Genomic DNA, 17,319 nt, shown 5'->3' with positions numbered 1-17,319 from the left:
TCGACCGTTTGCTCAGTAAATACGCAGTTTGGTTAAATTTAGGTCTTAAGGTAGGTGCTACCTGCTAGACATTTCTCATAGTAGTCAGTCCAGCGAACCCCTTCACGAGGTGCAATATGGCCTTTTCTCACCTCGCGGTCAATACTCTTCTTGACGGTTTTCGCCATGAAGTCGGTATTGTATTGCATGGTTTCAAGCACTTTCTCTGCGGCTGTTCCTGGTACCACTTCTTCAATGTAAAAGTCGCCCGGCTCGTCGTCGTGGCAATAAATGTGCACTTCGGTTAGACGACCGAAAAGGTTGTGCATATCACCCATAACGTCTTGGTACGCGCCTGTGAGGAACATACCGACAAAGTAGTCTTCACCCTTGCGCAGATTATGCATGGGTATGTTATCGCTGATCTCGGTACCCTCGATATATTTTGACAGCTTGCCGTCGCTGTCGCAGGTAATATCGACGATGGAACAACGCACTTCCGGCTTTTCGTTCAGGCGACTCACCGGAACTATGGGTAACACCTGGCCAATGGCCCATGTATCTGCTGCTGACTGAAAGATAGAAAAATTACACAAGTACTGACTTGCCAGCATATCTTCAAGTTCTTCAAGCTCTTGGAATACGAAGGTGTCGCGATCAAGTGAGCCATGGATCTCAGTTAAAATGCGCCAGTACATAGTGTCGAGCTTAGCCATCTCGTTAAGAGACAAGATACCAAGCTTAAACGCTTCGTACGCACTTTGCTTGTACGAGGCGGCGTCGTTATAGCGTTCTTGCGGGTGCATGTTTGGGCTGTTGACCAATTCACGCATGTTGCTAACAAGAATATGCTCACCTTCACTCACACTCACATCAAATTGTGCACCGGTATTTTTTATTTCGCCAACGATGTTGGTCACCACACAACTATGGTGTGCAGTAATGGCGCGGCCACTCTCACTGACCAAGTTAGGGTGGGGCACGTCTTCTAAATCACAAATCTGTTTAACGCCGTAAACCACATCGGCAACGTATTCCTCGGTGGAATAGTTACGTGACGAGTCAGTGGTCGAGCTAGTGCCGTCGTAGTCAATGCCAAGGCCGCCGCCAATGTCCAAGTATTCAAGGGGCACGCCTTCTTTAATGAGCTTGGCATACAGCCGTGCGCCTTCAGAAACCGCTTCTTTCACTTTGCGGATATCTGACATTTGGCTACCGATATGGAAATGCAGCAACTTAGCGCACTCGAGCATGTCTTCTTTTTTCAGCAGTTCGATAATATTCAGAATTTCAGTGATGCTGAGACCAAACTTGGCGCGATCGCCACTTGAACCGGCCCACTTGCCAGCGCTACGCACCATCATTTTGCTGCGCAGGCCAATTAAAGGCTGCACACCGAGTTTCTTGGCCAGCGGTATCAGCATTTCTAGTTCGCTGTACTTTTCAATGACGATCAGCATTTTGCGACGTAACTGGCGGCCAAGTAGGGCAAGGGTCAAATAGTCTTCGTCTTTGTAACCATTTAATACGGTAAGTGCATCAGGGTTTTCGTTGTAGGCAAGAACCGCCATCAATTCTGGCTTAGAGCCTGCTTCGAGGCCGTAATTATAGGGTTCACCTGCGTCGATAATCTCTTCGACGACTTCGCGCATTTGGTTTACTTTGATCGGAAACACACCGCTATAGCAGCCGTTGTAATTGGCATCGGCAATGGTTTTAGCAAAGGTTTCGTTAAGTATTTCAACCTGCGAGCGAAGAATATCGTGGAAGCGGATCACGGCTGGCAGTTGAATACCTTCAGCCCGGATCTCATCCAAGACGTCTTTCATATCGATGGTGACATCGGGAAGTCGGTGGTTTGGCGCAATTCGAATATTGCCGCTTTCCCCAATTGAAAAGTAGCCCGCTCCCCAGCGCCGGACGCCATAAAGCTCTTCAGCGTCTTCAATGCTCCAGTTGCCATCGGCCATTAGCGAGCTCCTTTTTCGTTTAGAATGATCAATAGTTCGCGCACGATTTTTGCTGCAAAGACATCTGAGTTGCCGGTCGGATCGATTTCCGGAGACAGCTCAACAACATCGGCACCGACCAAGTTCTTTTGTCGAAGTATCTTGATCAAGCTGACGTAGGAATGAAAGTCTTCCCCACCTGGTTCGGGGGTGCCGGTGCCTGGCAAGAACGACGGGTCAAAATAATCGAGATCTAAGGTTAAGTAGATCGGCCGGTCGTCGGGTAAGGCCGCGACACTTGCTAGAAAGTCTTGCCGTGAGGTACGTACGGTTTTGTGCTCTTTCATGTATTGGTATTCTTCACGCGTGCCTGAACGAATACCGTACTGGATCAACTGATGATCAGGACCAAAATGGTCGAGTGAGCGACGAATAATGGAAGCATGAGAATAGTGGTAACCGAGAAAGCCATCACGTAAGTCGGCATGCGCATCAAGGTGCAATAGAGCCAGATCTGGGTACTGGGCCAGGTATTTTCGGATCGGCGCATAAGATATCGAGTGCTCACCCCCTAGGGTTAATACGCGAATACCTTGTTCGGCAAGGTCTAATGGACCAAACAACGCTTCAAACTGGTCGGTCGCATAGTGCCATTGCGCTTCAATGTCGTCGCTTTTGCCTAGAGATAGATTGCCTAGGTCATAAAAGCGATGATCAAACAAATCCGCATCTAGGTAGGGTGAATACGATTCGATGTCTTCTGACACGGCGCGTAGCCCGTCAGGACCATTGCGAGTGCCTTTGCGGAAGCAGGCGGTACCATCAAAACCAAAGCCTAAAATATGGGTTGCTTGGCGATGAATCTGACCATCGACGTGAGCACCGAAAAATTCGCGTACGGGCGTCGAGGTGTCAATAGTTACGGTCGTTACCGCAGCAGTTGATTGTGGGGTCAAGGTCAAACTCCTCCGTCGTTGCACCAGCGCAGAACGGGTAGAAAAGAAAGGGGCGTATTATCTGCGTAAAAGCCCCTAAAAGCTACATTTTTACTCGCTCTTATTACGTTGCTTTTTCTTCACTGGATTAAATATTTCGTGCTGAATCCGTAGCAGGTTTTCGGTCAGTGGGTTTTTCTTTTCCCATGACTCGTTCAGTGGTACTTCGACACACTGATTCGCGCGCATGCCGGCCATCACTCGATGAGCCCCGCGTAAGATTAGCTCAACGGCATGAACGCCAAGTTCTGAGGCAAGTATACGGTCGGCTGGAGCGGGAGGTCCGCCACGTTGAATGTGGCCAAGCAGACACGGACGGCAAGGCAAGTCGTATTCGGCATCAAGCTGTTCGGCGAGGGCGACGGCTCCGCCCGGCCATTGATGCTCACTTAGCACCATCACGTAGCTACCTTCACCGCGGATCTCTTTTACTCGATGAATGTGCTTAACCAAGGCGCTAACGGTAAGTGGTTTGTCTTTTTGCAACTCCGGTAAAATCATTCGCTCGGCACCTGCTGCCATAGCGCTGCGTAAGCCAATAAAGCCGGCGTAGCGGCCCATAACTTCAACAATGAACACTCGGTCCATGGCGTCTGCGGTGTCACGAATTTTATCCAAGGCATCCATGGCGATATTCACGGCTGTGGCGTAGCCGATGGTGGTATCTGTACCATATAAATCGTTGTCGATAGTGCCTGGCATACCAATGACCTGACCACTCCAGTGATTGGCAAGGTGGTCGGCCCCGCGTAATGAGCCATCGCCGCCAATAACGATGAGCGCATCGATGCTCAAGGCGTCAAGGTTCTGCGCTGCGGTAATGGCCGCGGCGTCTTCTTTAAACAGCTTGCACCGAGCACTTTTGATGATGGTACCGGAATACTGCAAAACGTGCAGAACGTCTTTGGGCTCTAACACGACATGTTCATTATCAAGTAACCCTTGGTAACCGTGCCGAAACGCGATAACTTCGATATTGTAATGATCCGCCGCAAGCACCACCGCGCGCAACGCGGCATTCATTCCTGGTGCGTCACCGCCACTGGTGAGAACTGCAATCCGTTGTATTTTTTTGCTGACCGACACGTGCGGCTTACTCCTCTGTATTGCCTCATATTAAGTATTTGGTAAGCTTATCGAACTACAGCCGAATAACAAGCGAAGGGGCCTATGAGTCACGAAAAAAAACGTTCAGCAGAAGCGCTTACAGACTGGGCGACACGCTGTTTAGAGAGTCAAGGCGCGACATGTGGTGTCGCACAAGCCATGGCGAAGCATCTTGTCGCAGGTGATTTAATGGGCTTCCGCACGCACGGCCTGTTGCGCTTGCGTTATAACTTGCAAGCACTCGCCAAGGGCGCGACCAAGGCCAGCGGTCAACCGCGTGTGGCACAAGAACGTGCGGCCATTGCGTTATGGGATGCTGACTTGCTATCGGGTCTATATGTACTTCCCCAAGCTATTGAAAAGGCCATTGCCATGGCACGGGATTATGGTACGGGTACCGTGATTGTGCGTCGTACCCAGCATGTCGCCGCGCTTGCGGTGTATTTAGAGCAAGCAACCGCAGCCGGTATGTTGATTCAGATGATGTGCAGCACGCCCGCACAACAAGTTGTTGCTCCCTTTGGCGCAAAATCGGCAAGCTTTTCGCCCAATCCTTTCGCGATAGGCGTGCCAACAACCTCAGACCCAGTATTGCTTGATATGAGTCTATCGATGACGGCTGCGGGCAAGGTACGCACTGCCATTGCTGAAGGAAAACAACTTCCGTACCCGGCTTTGATCACCGCTGAGGGTGATTACAGTTGTGACCCAAACACTTTTGTCGCTGAACCAGCCAGTGTTTTGGCCAGTTTAGGTGGCGAGGCGTTAGGTTACAAAGGCACCGGTTTGAATTTGTTCAGCGAATTTTGGACTTTGGCATTGAGCGACTATGGCCGTGCTGACGCTCAGGCAGCTGATGGTGATGCTAATACGGTGTGGTTACAGGTGGTCGATCCCAGCGCCTTGATGGCAGAAGGTGCGTTTGAACGCCAGGCGCAACAATTGGTGGCAGCTGTGCGTCAGGCGACCCCCATTACTCCGGCGCAGCCCATACGCTTACCCGGTGAAGGTGCGCTTAGTAAACGTCGGCAGCAACTGCAAACAGGAATCGAATACAGCGCAGCCACGTGGCGCCAGCTTGAGTGGTGCGCTGAATTTTGTGATGAACCTTTGCCCTAGGGTTGCAGGCGCTCTATGAGCCAGTCGTTGGTTTGGCTTTGGCGGTAACAGAACCGATCGTGCAGGCGGAATTTTCCGCCCTGCCAAAATTCAAAGTAGTCCGGCTTAACGCGATAACCACCCCAATTTTCCGGCATTGGCACGACTTGATCGGCATAACGGTCAGTGAGCTCATGATAGACTTCTTCAAGTTCACCACGTGATTCAATGGTTGCACTTTGCTGTGAAGCTAAAGCCCCTAACTGGCTACTTTTTGGACGGCTATGAAAGTAGGCTTCACTGGTCGCTTGGTCTACTTTTTCCACCACCCCTTCAATACGGATCTGCTGTTCTAACGGCAACCAGGCAAAGTGCATCGACGCTTGTTGATTGGCGCTGATATCTTGGCCCTTTTGGCTGTCGTAATTGGTGTAAAAGATAAAGCCTGTGGAATCAATATCTTTTAGTAACACAATGCGTTGATGAGGGCGACCTGAAGGCCCTACGGTTGCCAGCGTAAAGGCGGTAGAGTCTGATAATACCGCGGCTTCTTTGGCGGCACTTAACCAACTGGCAAACTGTTCAAAAGGGTCCGACTTTAAGGTTGAGCGGCGCAGTTGCGCGCGCTCATAGTCCCGACGTTCATCCTGCAACTTCATGGCTACTCCTGAGTATATACGGCTTCACCGGCAACGTAGGTCGCCAGTACATTTGCTTGCCATAGTTTAGCGTTAGACACCTTGTAGGGGTCTTGATCTAGCACAATAAAATCGGCCCATTTGCCAGGTTCTAAGCTGCCTAACTCGCGCTCCTGACCTGCTGCATAGGCAGCATCTAAGGTAAAGGCGCGCAATGCTTGTTTTAACGTCATGGCCTCATGCGCATACCAACCGCCCTGCGGGTTATTAGCTCTATCTTGGCGGGTCACAGCTGCGTGAACACCGAAAAATGGGTTTGAAAGCTCAACGGGGAAGTCGGAACCTGCAGCCACAATGGTGCCTTGCTCGAGGAAAGTTTGCCATGCATAGGCGCCGGCCATACGTTCTTTGCCGAGACGATCTTCAGCCATGTTTTTGTCTGAAGTGGCATGGGTTGGTTGCATTGAGGCAATGATATCTAGCTCTTTAAAACGCGGAATATCATTCGGGTGAACAACTTGAGAGTGTTCGATGCGGTGGCGCAGGTTACGTCCACCAATGGTGCCAAACGCTTCAGCGAATGTATTCAAGGCGATACGATTTGCACGATCACCGATGGCATGGATGTTGATTTGGAAACCGTAAGGAATCACCAGATTGAACAAGTCCTCAATTGCATCAGGCTGAGTCACCAGCAAGCCACGGGTGTTGGCGGCATCGCTATAGGGTTCAAGCAGGGCTGCACCGCGGCTACCAAGGGCGCCATCGGTATAAATTTTTACACTGCGAACGGTGAGGCTATCGTCGGCGGTCGTAATAGGGCCTGCGGCTAAGAGTTCAGGTAACTTTGGCTCTGAGGCACTTAGCATCGCGTAAACCCGCACAGGCATTTTACCTTCAGCAGAGAGCTGTTGATAAACCTCGAGGTTGGTCGCACTAATACCTGCATCGTGTACGCCAGTAATGCCTTCAGAAACCAGATGGTCAAACGCTGCGGTTAGCGCTTTGCGATAGTATTCAGCGGTTTTCTTCGGTAGCTGACTTTCAACCAACGCCATGGCGTTATCGACCAGTACGCCCGTCGGTTGACCGCTGCTATCGCGAATAATTTCGCCCCCTTCCGGGCTAACGGTTTCTGCTGTGATACCGGCAAGCTCTAGGGCCTTGCTGTTAGCCCAACCGGCATGACCGTCGACACGGGTTAGCCACACCGGGCGCTCAACCATAAATTCGTCGAGGCTTTGCGCTGACGGGAAATCACGGCTGGTCCAGTTTTCTTGATTCCAACCGCGACCAATTACCCATTGCTCGGTATGCTCAGCGGCAAATTCGGCAACCCGTGCGACGGCATCTTGCTCGCTGCTGGCGGTACGCAAATCGACTTGCATTAAATTCTCACCTAAACCAAGCATGTGGCCGTGCGCATCTATGATGCCAGGCAAAACTGTTTTGCCTTTTAGATCTATTTTGCGGTCGGGGACTTGGTTTAGCTGTGTCGTTAAAGTCTCAAGGCTGCCCACAGCGGCGACCTTTCCGTCACGAATCAGCATCGCGTCAAACTGTTTGAAGAGCGCTTCCTCGCCTGGCTCTCCGGTAAGGGTATAGCCGCTAAAATTATGGTAAAGAACGGTTTGCGCATTGCTAGCAAACGAAATCACGAGTAAAACTAAAGGTAACAATGAAGAAACAAGTCGCATGAGGCTCTCTCTACTTTTTGAGCTACGCTATACGTAACGTTTATATTTAATGAAATAATACTTACAATTAGGTAACAGTTTTGCTTTAATGAATTTATCAAGTGTGTACACTACCTAACCAATTGTCGTAGTGAAAGTATAATCGTTGGAAACTGATCTAATCTCAGGGCTGCTATGAAGATCCTTATTATAGACTCACAGTTTTTCACTCGCGCGGGGCTCATTCACCTATGCACGAGTTATACCACTGACGTTTCGATCTTCGAGGCTGCAACCTTTGAGCTGGCAATTGATTATCTGAAACATAGCGATCAGTATAATTTAATTTTTATTGATATGGACTTGCCAGACGCAGAAATTCGACCATCCCTCGCAATAATTAAGAAGTACGCACCCATCGCACATATTGTTCTTTATTGTTGGTCGAGGCCAATGTCTGAAATTCGCCAAGCACTTGCATCTGGTATTCGCAGCTACTTACCGAAAAACGCCAGTGCCGAAGACGCTAAAATGGCAATACGCGCATTACTTGAAAACGATCGGTATTTGCCTGACGAATCAAAAATGAATGAACTACCTCATAACACTCAAGCCGAAAGCTTTCTCTCCCCCCGCCAACTTGAAATAATGCAACTGCTCGCACAAGGTCTGTCGAATAAAGAAATTGCGACTATCTTAGGTATCACTGAAGGGACGATCCGAGTTCATTTATCTGCTATCTTTAAAGCAATAAAAGTATCGAATCGGACCGAAGCAACGCTTTGGTATTTATTAAGACAGAAACGTTTAGTGAGTTGATATGCAATTACAGCAGCTTCTAAAGTCGTTAGAACTGCGCAACCATGCTCCCACCGATCAATGGAACCCTCCCTATTGCGGCGAGATTCCAATTCATATCGATGCCAATGGTGAGTGGTTTTATCAGAATTCGCGCATCAAGCGTAAGCAGTTGGTTAAACTCTTTTCTTCCGTATTGGTTGTCGAAAACGACGATTACTTTTTAGTGACGCCGGCCGAAAAGGTCAAAATATCAGTTGCCGATGCGCCTTTTATAATTACCGAGTGGGCGGCGGTGACAACGGTTGAACCTGCGGTGATTCAAGTAACGACGAATATCGGTAATCAATACCCACTGTCGAATGACTATCCGTTAGTAATAAATGATGGCGTGCCTTACGTTCAGCTAGAGCAGGGCCTACGTGCCAAAGTACACCGCAATGTTTACTACCAATGGGTGGAGCAGATAGCCATTGAAACCGAAGCTGGCGATGTCGTGTTAAACAGTGGCAACAGCCAATTTATTTTAGGTACGATTTAAGCTCTTAATTTGCTCAGGGCTAGCGGCTGCTATATTATGCGCAGCTCAGTAAAGCGCAGAGGTACAGACGCCCTATGAAACCGATCTCGGTGGCCATTGCTCAATTAGATTTCACTGTTGGAGCGATACGCAGTAACACAGCTACGATTGTTGATTGCCTAGCACAACAAAGCGATGCAGATATTGTTGTCTTTCCAGAATTGGCGATTACCGGTTACCCGCCGGAAGACCTGTTATTTCGTGCTGACTTCGATGAACAAGTCGGGCATGCGCTACAACAAATTGCGGATGCGGCAGAGAAGCAAGTAGCGGTGGTTGGGCACCCACAGCGTGTGGGCAACGAGTTATTTAATAGTGTTTCGGTACTGCACCGTGGCACCTGCTTAGCGCGCTATCATAAACAGCGGTTACCTCAGTACGGCGTGTTTGACGAACAGCGCTATTTCATTCCTGGCCACGAGCCCTGCGTTTTTAGTTGGCAAGGGCACCAAATTGGCTTATTGATATGTGAAGACCTCTGGCACCCTGAACCGCTGCAGCGCACAGTGCAGCTCGATGTAGACTGGGTCATTGCAATCAACGCTTCGCCGTTTGAAGTGGATAAACATCAACAGCGGCTGCACGTATTACAACAGCGGGTACACGAAAGCGGTTGCCCAATTGTGTATGTGAATAACTGCGGTGGCCAAGACGAACTGGTATTTGATGGCCACTCGTTGGTGATGGATAGTACAGGTGAATTGGTTGCTGAATTTCCTCATTGCCAACCCTGCTGTGAGAAGGTGCAGATCTCTGCCAGCGGAATCACCGCGGATAAAAAGTTAAGCGCGCCACGCCAAAGTGATGCATACGAATTCCAACGCCTCGAAGAAGTGCGACAAGCGCTGGTTTTATCGATTCGCGATTACGTGCGTAAAAATGGCTTTAAAGGCGTTACCTTGGGGCTTTCAGGCGGTATTGATTCAGGGCTCACGATTGCTTTGGCTGCTGAAGCTTTAGGCGCTGACAAAATTCATGCAGTAATGATGCCGTTTCGCTACACCTCAAAAATGAGCCTCGACGATGCTGAACAGCAGGCCAAGGTACTTGGCGTAAAGTATGATGTCATCGCTATTGAACCTATTTATGAAAGTTTCATGCAACAGCTAGCGCCTCAGCTAGATGGGCATTCCCGCGATGTTACCGAAGAAAACTTACAAGCACGCAGTCGCGGCGTGCTGCTGATGGCACTTTCCAATAAAACGGGATCATTAGTTCTTACCACCGGTAATAAGAGCGAACTCGCGGTAGGTTACTGTACTCTTTATGGCGATATGTGTGGTGGCTTTGCACCCATAAAAGACGTGCCAAAAACAATGGTATTTGCGCTGGCGCGGCATATGAATGCAACGGCTGGTACTGAAGTCATACCGACGCGAGTGATCGAACGACCACCATCGGCGGAGCTGGCGCCTGATCAAACAGACCAAGATAGTTTGCCAGACTACGACACCCTAGACAAAATCATTCATTTATATGTTGAGCAAGACTGGAATCCGACGGCAATCGTTGATGCAGGCTTTAGTCGGGCTGATGTGTTGCGTGTGGTACGCTTGATTGATATTAATGAATATAAGCGTCGCCAAGGAGCGGTCGGACCCAAAATAACATCGCGGAACTTTTCAAAAGACCGTCGTTATCCGATCACCAATCATTATCGGTACGAATTAGAGCGCCAATTAACGGCAGAGGAAAGTCATGAAAAAAATTGAAGCAATTATCAAGCCATTTAAGCTCGATGATGTACGAGAAGCGTTATCGGAAGTTGGTATTGCGGGTATGACGGTCTCAGAAGTGAAAGGCTTTGGTCGTCAGAAAGGCCATACCGAGCTCTATCGCGGAGCGGAATATATGGTCGACTTCTTACCTAAAGTTAAGCTGGAAATTGTGGTTGCCGACGATCAGGTGGAGGCTTGCCTTGATGCGATTTTGGAGACCGCGCAAACTGGTAAAATCGGCGATGGTAAAATCTTTGTGACTAACATTGAACGCGTGATACGCATTCGTACTGGGGAAGAAAACGAAGACGCCGTTTGATACGGCGTCTTGCTAACAGCGTCTTACAAGTAATCGCTGTTTGGAAAGTTCGCTTTTAACGTCGCTTGCGCATCGTTACGCAACTCATCTAAACCAAGTTTGCCATAGGCTTGCATCATTATCGCAAGCGCTGCTTCGGTTTCTGCAACATTTGGATAATTTTCCAACACGTACTTGCCGCGGTTCGCTGCTGCCAACCACGCTTCACGTTTCAAGTAATAGCGCGCAACAGCCAGCTCATAGCTTGCTAAGCGACTCTTGATTGCAATCATTCGCTGTTTCGCATCAGCTGCGTAGGTAGACTCAGGAAACTGTTGCAGCAAACGAGCAAAGTCGTTAAAGGCTTCTTCAGCTTTACTTGGGTCGCGGTCAGAACGGTCAATACCAACTAAATCTTGAATGAGATTGGCATCGGCACGATGGTTCACCAAACCGCGCATATACATTACGTAATCAAGATTTGGATGATTTGGATTCAACTGCAAGAAGCGGTCGATTTCAGCTAACGCTTTATCGATGTTACCGAGTTTGTAATAGACATAAATTCTGTCCATTTGAACTTGGTGTGCGTACGGACCAAAAGGATAGCGTGTGGCATGTTGCTGCAGAATTTCTTGTGCAGTATTAAAGTTACCCGCAGCAATATTGGTTTGAGCACGCTGATACAGGGCATCAGCATTGTTTAAAACTTTCGAGTCAATGGCTTCATCGTCAGGCGAGCTGGAACATGCTGCGAGCATGACGGATAAAGCTAAAAGCAGGCTAATACGCAGTTTCATAAGTTGCTGTTCTAATCTCTGTTAATTTAATTTTTGGTGCATAGCGTCCCAAACAGGTACACTAACCACTTCGATGTTGCTTGCATTCTATCGCAGGCTAAGCTGCTTTCACAGGTCCATTATTTATTTTATGAGTGAACATATTCAATTAACTGAAACGGTCCCTGCTTCTTGCAATGGCAAACGCTTGGACCAAGCTCTCGCTGAGTTGTTCCCCGACTATTCACGATCAAGATTAAAAACGTGGATAACCGAAGGGTATGTATCGATTGACGGTAACTCAGTCGATAAGCCGCGCGAGAAAGTTTTAACTGGCATGGAAGTCGAGGTCAATGCCGAGATCGCCGAGGAGCAACGCTTCGAAGCACAGCCAATGCCGCTTGATGTTGTTTACGAAGATGATGATATTTTAGTCATCAATAAACCGGCAGGGCTGGTGGTTCATCCAGGCGCGGGCACCCCCGACGGAACTTTGCTAAATGCATTGCTTCACCATTTTCCCGCAATCGACCAGGTGCCTCGCGCGGGTATTATTCACCGGCTCGATAAAGACACCACCGGCTTGATGGTGGTGGCGAAAACGATCCCAGCACAAACCCATCTAGTTGCAGCGATGCAAGAGCGAAAAATTACTCGCGAGTATGAGGCCGTCTGTAATGGGCCTATGACCGCGGGGGGGCACATTGATGAACCCATCGGTCGGCATCCAACCAAGCGTACGCATATGGCGGTGGTTGCTATGGGCAAACCTGCCGTAACCCATTATCGCGTTGCTGAACGTTTCCGTAATCATACGCATTTAAGGCTTCGTCTTGAAACTGGGCGTACCCACCAGATCCGTGTGCACATGGCGCATCTTCGCCATCCGTTAGTTGGTGACTTAACGTACGGTGGGCGTCCGCGTCCGCCGCAGAACGCCAGTCAAGAATTACTTGATTATTTGCGAGGGTTCCGTCGCCAAGCGCTTCATGCAGCACGACTTTCGCTGCACCATCCGCTCACCGATGAATGGCTGAGCTGGGATGCGCCGACGCCGAAAGACTTTGTTAAATTGGTGGCGTTATTGCGAGCTGATCGCGCTGCTCATTCGAACGAGCAAGATTAATTTGGTCGACTATGGCTGGTGCCCCAAATGGCAACTGCCGCAAGGCGTCCAGGCTCGAATAACAACAGTTAGCGAGCCTGGAAACCTAGCAACTCACGTGAATGATAACCCCATTCTAGTTGCGTCAAACCGCACGCAACTGGCACAAGAATTAGCCTTGCCACAGCCACCGAAATGGCTTGCTCAGTATCACAGTACCAAAGTGATTGAGGCGCAGCAGGCCAAACTTGATGAGCCCGCCGATGCCATTTGGAGTGCACAACCACAAACGGTTTGTGCGGTGCTTACTGCCGATTGCTTACCGATTTTACTTTGTAGTGACTGTGGCGACGTGGTTGCCGCGATTCATGCTGGATGGCGAGGTCTTGCCCAAGGCATTGTCGCCGAAACCTTAACCCAGTTGCCCTTGCCGGCGAACCAATTCCGTGCCTTTATTGGCCCTGCGATTGGGCCTAAACATTTTGAGGTCGGTGGCGATGTTTATCACGCCTTCGAGGGTCTCGGGGTGGTTGATTCTCAGAGTTTTAAGCCCCATATCAAAGGTAAGTGGCTCGCTGATTTGCCGTTACTGGCCGAGCGAGTTCTGCAAAAGCTGGGTATACAAAATGTCACGCAAAGTGCCATTTGTACCTTTAGTGACGAGCGTTTCTTCTCTTATCGTCAAGATCCAACGTGCGGACGCTTTGCTTCATTAATTTGGAAAAATTAATTTACCTGCCCCTTGAAATCGCGCAATAAATACCCACATAGACTATCAGGATATAGTCGTTGTTTATGAGGTACAGTTGCCATGCGATTTGACAAATTAACGAATAAGTTTCAATTAGCTATTGCCGATGCGCAATCATTAGCATTAGGTCGCGATCATCAATTCATAGAGCCCTTGCACGTGATGCAGGCGCTACTTAACCAAGACGGTGGAACCCTAAGGCCGTTGCTGACCTATCTTCAGGTTGATGCCACGCAGTTGCGTGCTGAGTTAAGTCAGGCCATCGATAACTTGCCCCAAGTGGAAGGTACTGGCGGTGATGTTCAAGCCTCTGCGGCAACGGGTACGCTACTCAACTTGTGTGATAAGTTCGCACAAAAGCGCAACGACCAGTTTATTTCTTCCGAGCTTTTTGTGTTAGCTGCGACTGAAGACAAAGGTCAGCTGGGTGCGATCTTGAAACGCTTAAAAGTAACTCGTGACAAAGTCGAGCAAGCGATTGAGAAAGTGCGTGGTGGCGAGAGTGTCGCTGACCAGAACGCTGAAGATCAGCGCCAAGCACTGGATAAATACACCATAGACCTTACGGAGCGAGCAGAGCAGGGAAAACTCGACCCAGTCATCGGCCGCGATGATGAAATACGCCGCACGATTCAAGTTCTCCAACGTCGCACCAAAAATAACCCGGTACTTATTGGTGAACCCGGGGTGGGTAAAACCGCCATCGTTGAGGGGCTAGCATTACGCATCGTCAACGGTGAAGTGCCTGAAGGCATCAAGCACAAGCGAGTGTTGTCATTAGACCTAGGAGCGCTGCTCGCAGGGGCTAAATATCGCGGAGAATTTGAAGAACGCCTTAAAGCGGTGCTCAATGAGCTAAGTAAAGAGGAAGGGCGCATTATTCTCTTTATCGATGAGTTGCATACCATGGTCGGTGCCGGTAAAGCCGATGGCGCTATGGATGCAGGCAATATGCTAAAACCAGCACTTGCTCGTGGCGAGCTACACTGTGTTGGCGCGACAACTCTCGACGAATATCGTCAATACATTGAAAAAGACGCTGCTCTAGAGCGCCGATTCCAGAAGGTTTTGGTCGAAGAACCGTCGGTTGAAGACACCATCGCTATTTTGCGCGGTTTGAAAGAGCGCTATGAAGTTCACCACTCGGTACAGATTACTGACCCTGCGATTGTGGCAGCTGCGTCGCTGTCCCATCGTTACATCACCGAGCGACAGCTGCCGGATAAAGCCATTGACCTTATTGATGAAGCGGCATCGAGCATCCGTATACAAATCGACTCTAAGCCAGAAGACTTAGATCGACTTGAACGTCGTATCATTCAGCTGCAACTGGAACAAAAAGCGCTGCAAAAAGAAGACGACGATGCGAGTAGAAAGCGCTTGGCGAGCCTTGAGTCGGAGTTAGAAGATCAGCAACGTAAATATGCTGAGCTAGAAGAAGTCTGGCTGTCGGAAAAAACTGCAGTACAAGGTGCGCAAAATATTAAAGCGCAACTGGAGCAGGCCAAGACAGATCTTGATATTGCGCGTCGTGCCAGCGATTTAAATCGCATGTCCGAATTACAGTACGGAAAAATTCCGGAGCTTGAGCGGCAACTGGAAACCGCAATTGAAGCCGAAGATCAAACCATGACACTATTGAAGAATAAGGTCACGGACGAGCAAATTGCAGATGTTCTTTCGCGCTGGACCGGCATTCCAGTAAGTAAAATGCTTGAAGGTGAGCGTGATAAATTGTTGAAGATGGAATCTCAGTTGCATCAACGTGTGGTGGGACAAAATGAGGCCGTAACATCGGTAGCTAATGCGATACGTCGTTCGCGCGCAGGTCTTGCAGATCCGCAACGGCCCATCGGCTCGTTCTTGTTCTTAGGCCCAACGGGAGTAGGTAAAACCGAGCTATGTAAATCGTTGGCTAGTTTCTTGTTTGATACCGACGATGCCATGGTTCGTATTGATATGTCTGAGTTTATGGAAAAACACTCGGTTGCCCGTTTGGTCGGCGCCCCTCCTGGCTACGTAGGCTATGAAGAAGGTGGTTACTTAACTGAAGCTGTGCGCCGTCGACCTTATTCTGTGGTGTTACTAGATGAGGTAGAGAAAGCACACCCAGACGTATTTAACATTCTTTTGCAGGTGCTTGATGATGGTCGGTTAACAGATGGTCAGGGGCGTACGGTCGATTTTCGTAATACGGTGATTATTATGACCTCGAACCTCGGCTCCGATATTATTCAAGAAAAAGCGCATGAACAGAGCTACGACGAAATGAAAGCGGGCGTTATGGACATACTACAGCATCATTTTCGTCCTGAGTTCTTAAACCGAGTCGACGAAACCGTGGTCTTTCATCCATTGGCGAAAACTGAGATTCGCGCAATTGCCGAAATTCAGTTGCAACGGCTTTATCAACGCTTAGCTGAGCGTGACTATTCGATTGAGCTCAGTGATGCTGCTTTAGATCATCTTGCGGCGGCTGGGTTTGACCCAGTGTTCGGGGCTCGTCCACTCAAGCGTGCGATTCAGCAAGAGCTTGAAAATCCGTTGGCGCAACAACTGTTGGCGGGTGAATTGATACCGGGACAGTTGATAAAAGTTGATTATCAAAATCAAGAGCTGACCATCGCGCAATAGTCGTTCGCTATTTATTGGAACTCGTATGCTGTGCTATCCTGCACAGCATACGATACTAGTAACTAGGATAATCCTATGCCAAACAATTCACCGACCAAGAATCGCGGAGTCTTTTTGTTGCCAAATCTTTTGACGACAGCAGGCTTGTTTTCGGGGTTCTTTGCCATCGTGGCATCCATGAACAATCAGTTTGAGTCGGCAGCGGTCGCCATTTTTATTGCGATGGTTTTTGATGGGCTCGATGGCCGCGTCGCAAGAATGACAAATACGCAAAGCGACTTTGGCGCTGAGTATGACAGCATGGCTGACATCGTGTCCTTTGGTATGGCGCCGGCATTGGTGATGTATAACTGGGGCTTATCAGAGCTCGGCAAGTTTGGTTGGTTAGCAGCCTTTATCTTTGTCGCAGGTGGTGCGTTGCGGTTAGCACGTTTCAATACCAACCTAGGTTCCAGCGATTCTCGTTTCTTCCAAGGCTTAGCGATTCCAAGTGCAGCTGCAATTGTTGCAGGCCTAGTTTGGGTCGGCAGTAAATACGAGATCGATCCAAACTCGATAAGCTATCTTGCAGCGGTGATCACCATTTGTGCCGGTCTATTGATGGTAAGTAACTTTCGCTATCACTCGTTTAAAGATGTCGATTGGCGTGGTCGCGTACCGTTCGTGGTGATTTTGGCCGTGGTACTCGCTTTTGTAGTGGTAGCAACTGAGCCTTCACTGGTGTTGTTTAGTATTTTCTTTCTTTATGCACTTTCTGGACCTATCACCACGATTCGCTCAGTGAAACAGTTGAAACTAAAACACGTGGTTGGCGACGACGATGATTGTGAAGCCGACGAAGAGCTTAAAAAGCCAGAAACGAGTACAGAAAACAAACGTTCTGACGATGATTCGAGCAAGAGCGTTTAAAAACTAAGCAGTCAGAACTTTTTTCGTAAAAAGATCTTGCACCGGCGGCCATGATCCTTATAATTCGCCGCCGTTGTCACCGAGGCTTAGGCCGCAGCGACAGTAGCCAGCAGCGCGATGCGCTTGCAAAAAAAAGATCGAAAAGGATCTTGACGCTGGCACCGGATAGCGTAGAATACGCTTCCCGCTTCAAGAGAAGCGAATGCTCTTTAACAATATACCAAGCCAAGCAAACTGTGTGGGCACTTACCGGATTCAGGCAGAGAAAGCATCTACGGATGCGAGTATTCTTTCGTATAACGAAG

The 17,319-nt window shown here is 49.1% G+C and carries 15 protein-coding genes; 9 read left to right on the top strand and 6 right to left on the bottom strand.

Going from position 1 to position 17,319, the window contains the following annotated elements; genetic code table 11:
* Positions 1–38 precede the first annotated feature (38 nt).
* The 3 genes from speA to PSI9734_RS10830 form a co-directional block, all read right to left on the bottom strand.
* Positions 39–1,949, bottom strand: a complete 1,911-nt coding sequence (speA, locus tag PSI9734_RS10840; protein WP_173921172.1) for a biosynthetic arginine decarboxylase — start codon at positions 1,947–1,949, stop codon at positions 39–41.
* On the bottom strand, positions 1,949–2,884 hold the full coding sequence (speB, locus tag PSI9734_RS10835) for an agmatinase (protein WP_173921171.1): 936 nt from the start codon (positions 2,882–2,884) through the stop codon (positions 1,949–1,951). Before speB ends, speA begins: the two co-directional genes overlap by 1 nt.
* Before the next feature lie 90 nt (positions 2,885–2,974).
* Positions 2,975–4,009 (bottom strand): ATP-dependent 6-phosphofructokinase, encoded by a 1,035-nt coding sequence (locus PSI9734_RS10830; protein WP_173921170.1) that lies wholly within the window; start codon positions 4,007–4,009, stop codon positions 2,975–2,977.
* An 84-nt stretch (positions 4,010–4,093) separates the two neighbouring features.
* On the opposite strand from PSI9734_RS10830, the gene PSI9734_RS10825 reads away from it, so the two are divergent.
* Positions 4,094–5,149, top strand: a complete 1,056-nt coding sequence (locus PSI9734_RS10825) for an Ldh family oxidoreductase (protein WP_173921169.1) — start codon at positions 4,094–4,096, stop codon at positions 5,147–5,149.
* On the opposite strand, the gene pdxH is transcribed toward PSI9734_RS10825, so the two are convergent.
* Both pdxH and PSI9734_RS10815 read right to left on the bottom strand, forming a co-directional pair.
* On the bottom strand, positions 5,146–5,787 hold the full coding sequence (gene pdxH, locus PSI9734_RS10820) for a pyridoxamine 5'-phosphate oxidase (protein WP_173921168.1): 642 nt from the start codon (positions 5,785–5,787) through the stop codon (positions 5,146–5,148). The genes PSI9734_RS10825 and pdxH overlap by 4 nt on opposite strands.
* 2 nt (positions 5,788–5,789) lie before the next feature.
* The gene (locus PSI9734_RS10815) at positions 5,790–7,463 is read right to left on the bottom strand and encodes an amidohydrolase (RefSeq protein WP_173921167.1); all 1,674 of its coding nucleotides are present in this window, start codon (positions 7,461–7,463) and stop codon (positions 5,790–5,792) included.
* A 174-nt stretch (positions 7,464–7,637) separates the two neighbouring features.
* Here PSI9734_RS10815 and PSI9734_RS10810 point away from each other — a divergent pair, with 174 nt between their 5' ends.
* The 4 genes from PSI9734_RS10810 to glnB all read left to right on the top strand — a co-directional run bounded on the left by PSI9734_RS10810 (position 7,638) and on the right by glnB (position 10,857).
* Positions 7,638–8,261 carry a response regulator transcription factor gene (locus PSI9734_RS10810; RefSeq protein WP_173921166.1) on the top strand — a complete coding sequence of 208 codons (624 nt, stop codon included), beginning with the start codon at positions 7,638–7,640 and terminating at the stop codon, positions 8,259–8,261.
* Position 8,262: 1 nt separating this feature from the next.
* The gene (locus PSI9734_RS10805) at positions 8,263–8,781 is read left to right on the top strand and encodes a DUF1285 domain-containing protein (protein ID WP_173921165.1); all 519 of its coding nucleotides are present in this window, start codon (positions 8,263–8,265) and stop codon (positions 8,779–8,781) included.
* Positions 8,782–8,855: 74 nt separating this feature from the next.
* Positions 8,856–10,532 carry an NAD+ synthase gene (locus PSI9734_RS10800; protein WP_173921164.1) on the top strand — a complete coding sequence of 559 codons (1,677 nt, stop codon included), beginning with the start codon at positions 8,856–8,858 and terminating at the stop codon, positions 10,530–10,532.
* A complete protein-coding gene (glnB, locus tag PSI9734_RS10795; protein ID WP_173921163.1) occupies positions 10,519–10,857 on the top strand; it encodes a nitrogen regulatory protein P-II in 339 nt (112 codons plus the stop codon). The genes PSI9734_RS10800 and glnB overlap by 14 nt, the downstream gene beginning before the upstream one ends.
* Before the next feature lie 23 nt (positions 10,858–10,880).
* Here glnB and PSI9734_RS10790 read toward each other — a convergent pair whose 3' ends face one another.
* A complete protein-coding gene (locus tag PSI9734_RS10790) occupies positions 10,881–11,636 on the bottom strand; it encodes an outer membrane protein assembly factor BamD (protein WP_173921162.1) in 756 nt (251 codons plus the stop codon).
* 130 nt (positions 11,637–11,766) lie between these two features.
* On the opposite strand from PSI9734_RS10790, the gene rluD reads away from it, so the two are divergent.
* The 4 genes from rluD (at position 11,767) to pssA (ending at position 17,014) form a co-directional block, all read left to right on the top strand.
* Entirely contained in the window at positions 11,767–12,741 is a 975-nt protein-coding gene (gene rluD / locus PSI9734_RS10785) for a 23S rRNA pseudouridine(1911/1915/1917) synthase RluD (protein WP_173921161.1), read from the top strand.
* On the top strand, positions 12,659–13,450 hold the full coding sequence (gene pgeF, locus PSI9734_RS10780; protein ID WP_173921160.1) for a peptidoglycan editing factor PgeF: 792 nt from the start codon (positions 12,659–12,661) through the stop codon (positions 13,448–13,450). Before rluD ends, pgeF begins: the two co-directional genes overlap by 83 nt.
* Positions 13,451–13,531: 81 nt before the next feature.
* Positions 13,532–16,105, top strand: a complete 2,574-nt coding sequence (gene clpB / locus PSI9734_RS10775; protein WP_173921159.1) for an ATP-dependent chaperone ClpB — start codon at positions 13,532–13,534, stop codon at positions 16,103–16,105.
* Positions 16,106–16,180: 75 nt separating this feature from the next.
* Positions 16,181–17,014, top strand: a complete 834-nt coding sequence (pssA, locus tag PSI9734_RS10770) for a CDP-diacylglycerol--serine O-phosphatidyltransferase (protein ID WP_173921158.1) — start codon at positions 16,181–16,183, stop codon at positions 17,012–17,014.
* Positions 17,015–17,319 lie beyond the last annotated feature (305 nt).

Origin of the sequence: Pseudidiomarina piscicola (assembly GCF_902806985.1) — a bacterium.
Lineage (GTDB): Bacteria > Pseudomonadota > Gammaproteobacteria > Enterobacterales > Alteromonadaceae > Pseudidiomarina > Pseudidiomarina piscicola.
This window is presented reverse-complemented; position numbering and strand designations above follow the sequence as displayed.

What these genes read in the sequence shown, in the direction of transcription:
- PSI9734_RS10805 (WP_173921165.1), top strand. Translation starts at nt 8,263, where the DNA reads ATGCAATTACAGCAGCTTCTAAAGTCGTTAGAACTGCGCAACCATGCT.
- glnB (WP_173921163.1), top strand. Translation starts at nt 10,519, where the DNA reads ATGAAAAAAATTGAAGCAATTATCAAGCCATTTAAGCTCGATGATGTA.
- pssA (WP_173921158.1), top strand. Translation starts at nt 16,181, where the DNA reads ATGCCAAACAATTCACCGACCAAGAATCGCGGAGTCTTTTTGTTGCCA.
- pdxH (WP_173921168.1), bottom strand. Translation starts at nt 5,787, where the DNA reads ATGAAGTTGCAGGATGAACGTCGGGACTATGAGCGCGCGCAACTGCGC.
- PSI9734_RS10815 (WP_173921167.1), bottom strand. Translation starts at nt 7,463, where the DNA reads ATGCGACTTGTTTCTTCATTGTTACCTTTAGTTTTACTCGTGATTTCG.
- pgeF (WP_173921160.1), top strand. Translation starts at nt 12,659, where the DNA reads ATGCGCCGACGCCGAAAGACTTTGTTAAATTGGTGGCGTTATTGCGAG.
- PSI9734_RS10800 (WP_173921164.1), top strand. Translation starts at nt 8,856, where the DNA reads ATGAAACCGATCTCGGTGGCCATTGCTCAATTAGATTTCACTGTTGGA.
- rluD (WP_173921161.1), top strand. Translation starts at nt 11,767, where the DNA reads ATGAGTGAACATATTCAATTAACTGAAACGGTCCCTGCTTCTTGCAAT.
- PSI9734_RS10810 (WP_173921166.1), top strand. Translation starts at nt 7,638, where the DNA reads ATGAAGATCCTTATTATAGACTCACAGTTTTTCACTCGCGCGGGGCTC.
- clpB (WP_173921159.1), top strand. Translation starts at nt 13,532, where the DNA reads ATGCGATTTGACAAATTAACGAATAAGTTTCAATTAGCTATTGCCGAT.
- speA (WP_173921172.1), bottom strand. Translation starts at nt 1,949, where the DNA reads ATGGCCGATGGCAACTGGAGCATTGAAGACGCTGAAGAGCTTTATGGC.
- PSI9734_RS10825 (WP_173921169.1), top strand. Translation starts at nt 4,094, where the DNA reads ATGAGTCACGAAAAAAAACGTTCAGCAGAAGCGCTTACAGACTGGGCG.
- PSI9734_RS10790 (WP_173921162.1), bottom strand. Translation starts at nt 11,636, where the DNA reads ATGAAACTGCGTATTAGCCTGCTTTTAGCTTTATCCGTCATGCTCGCA.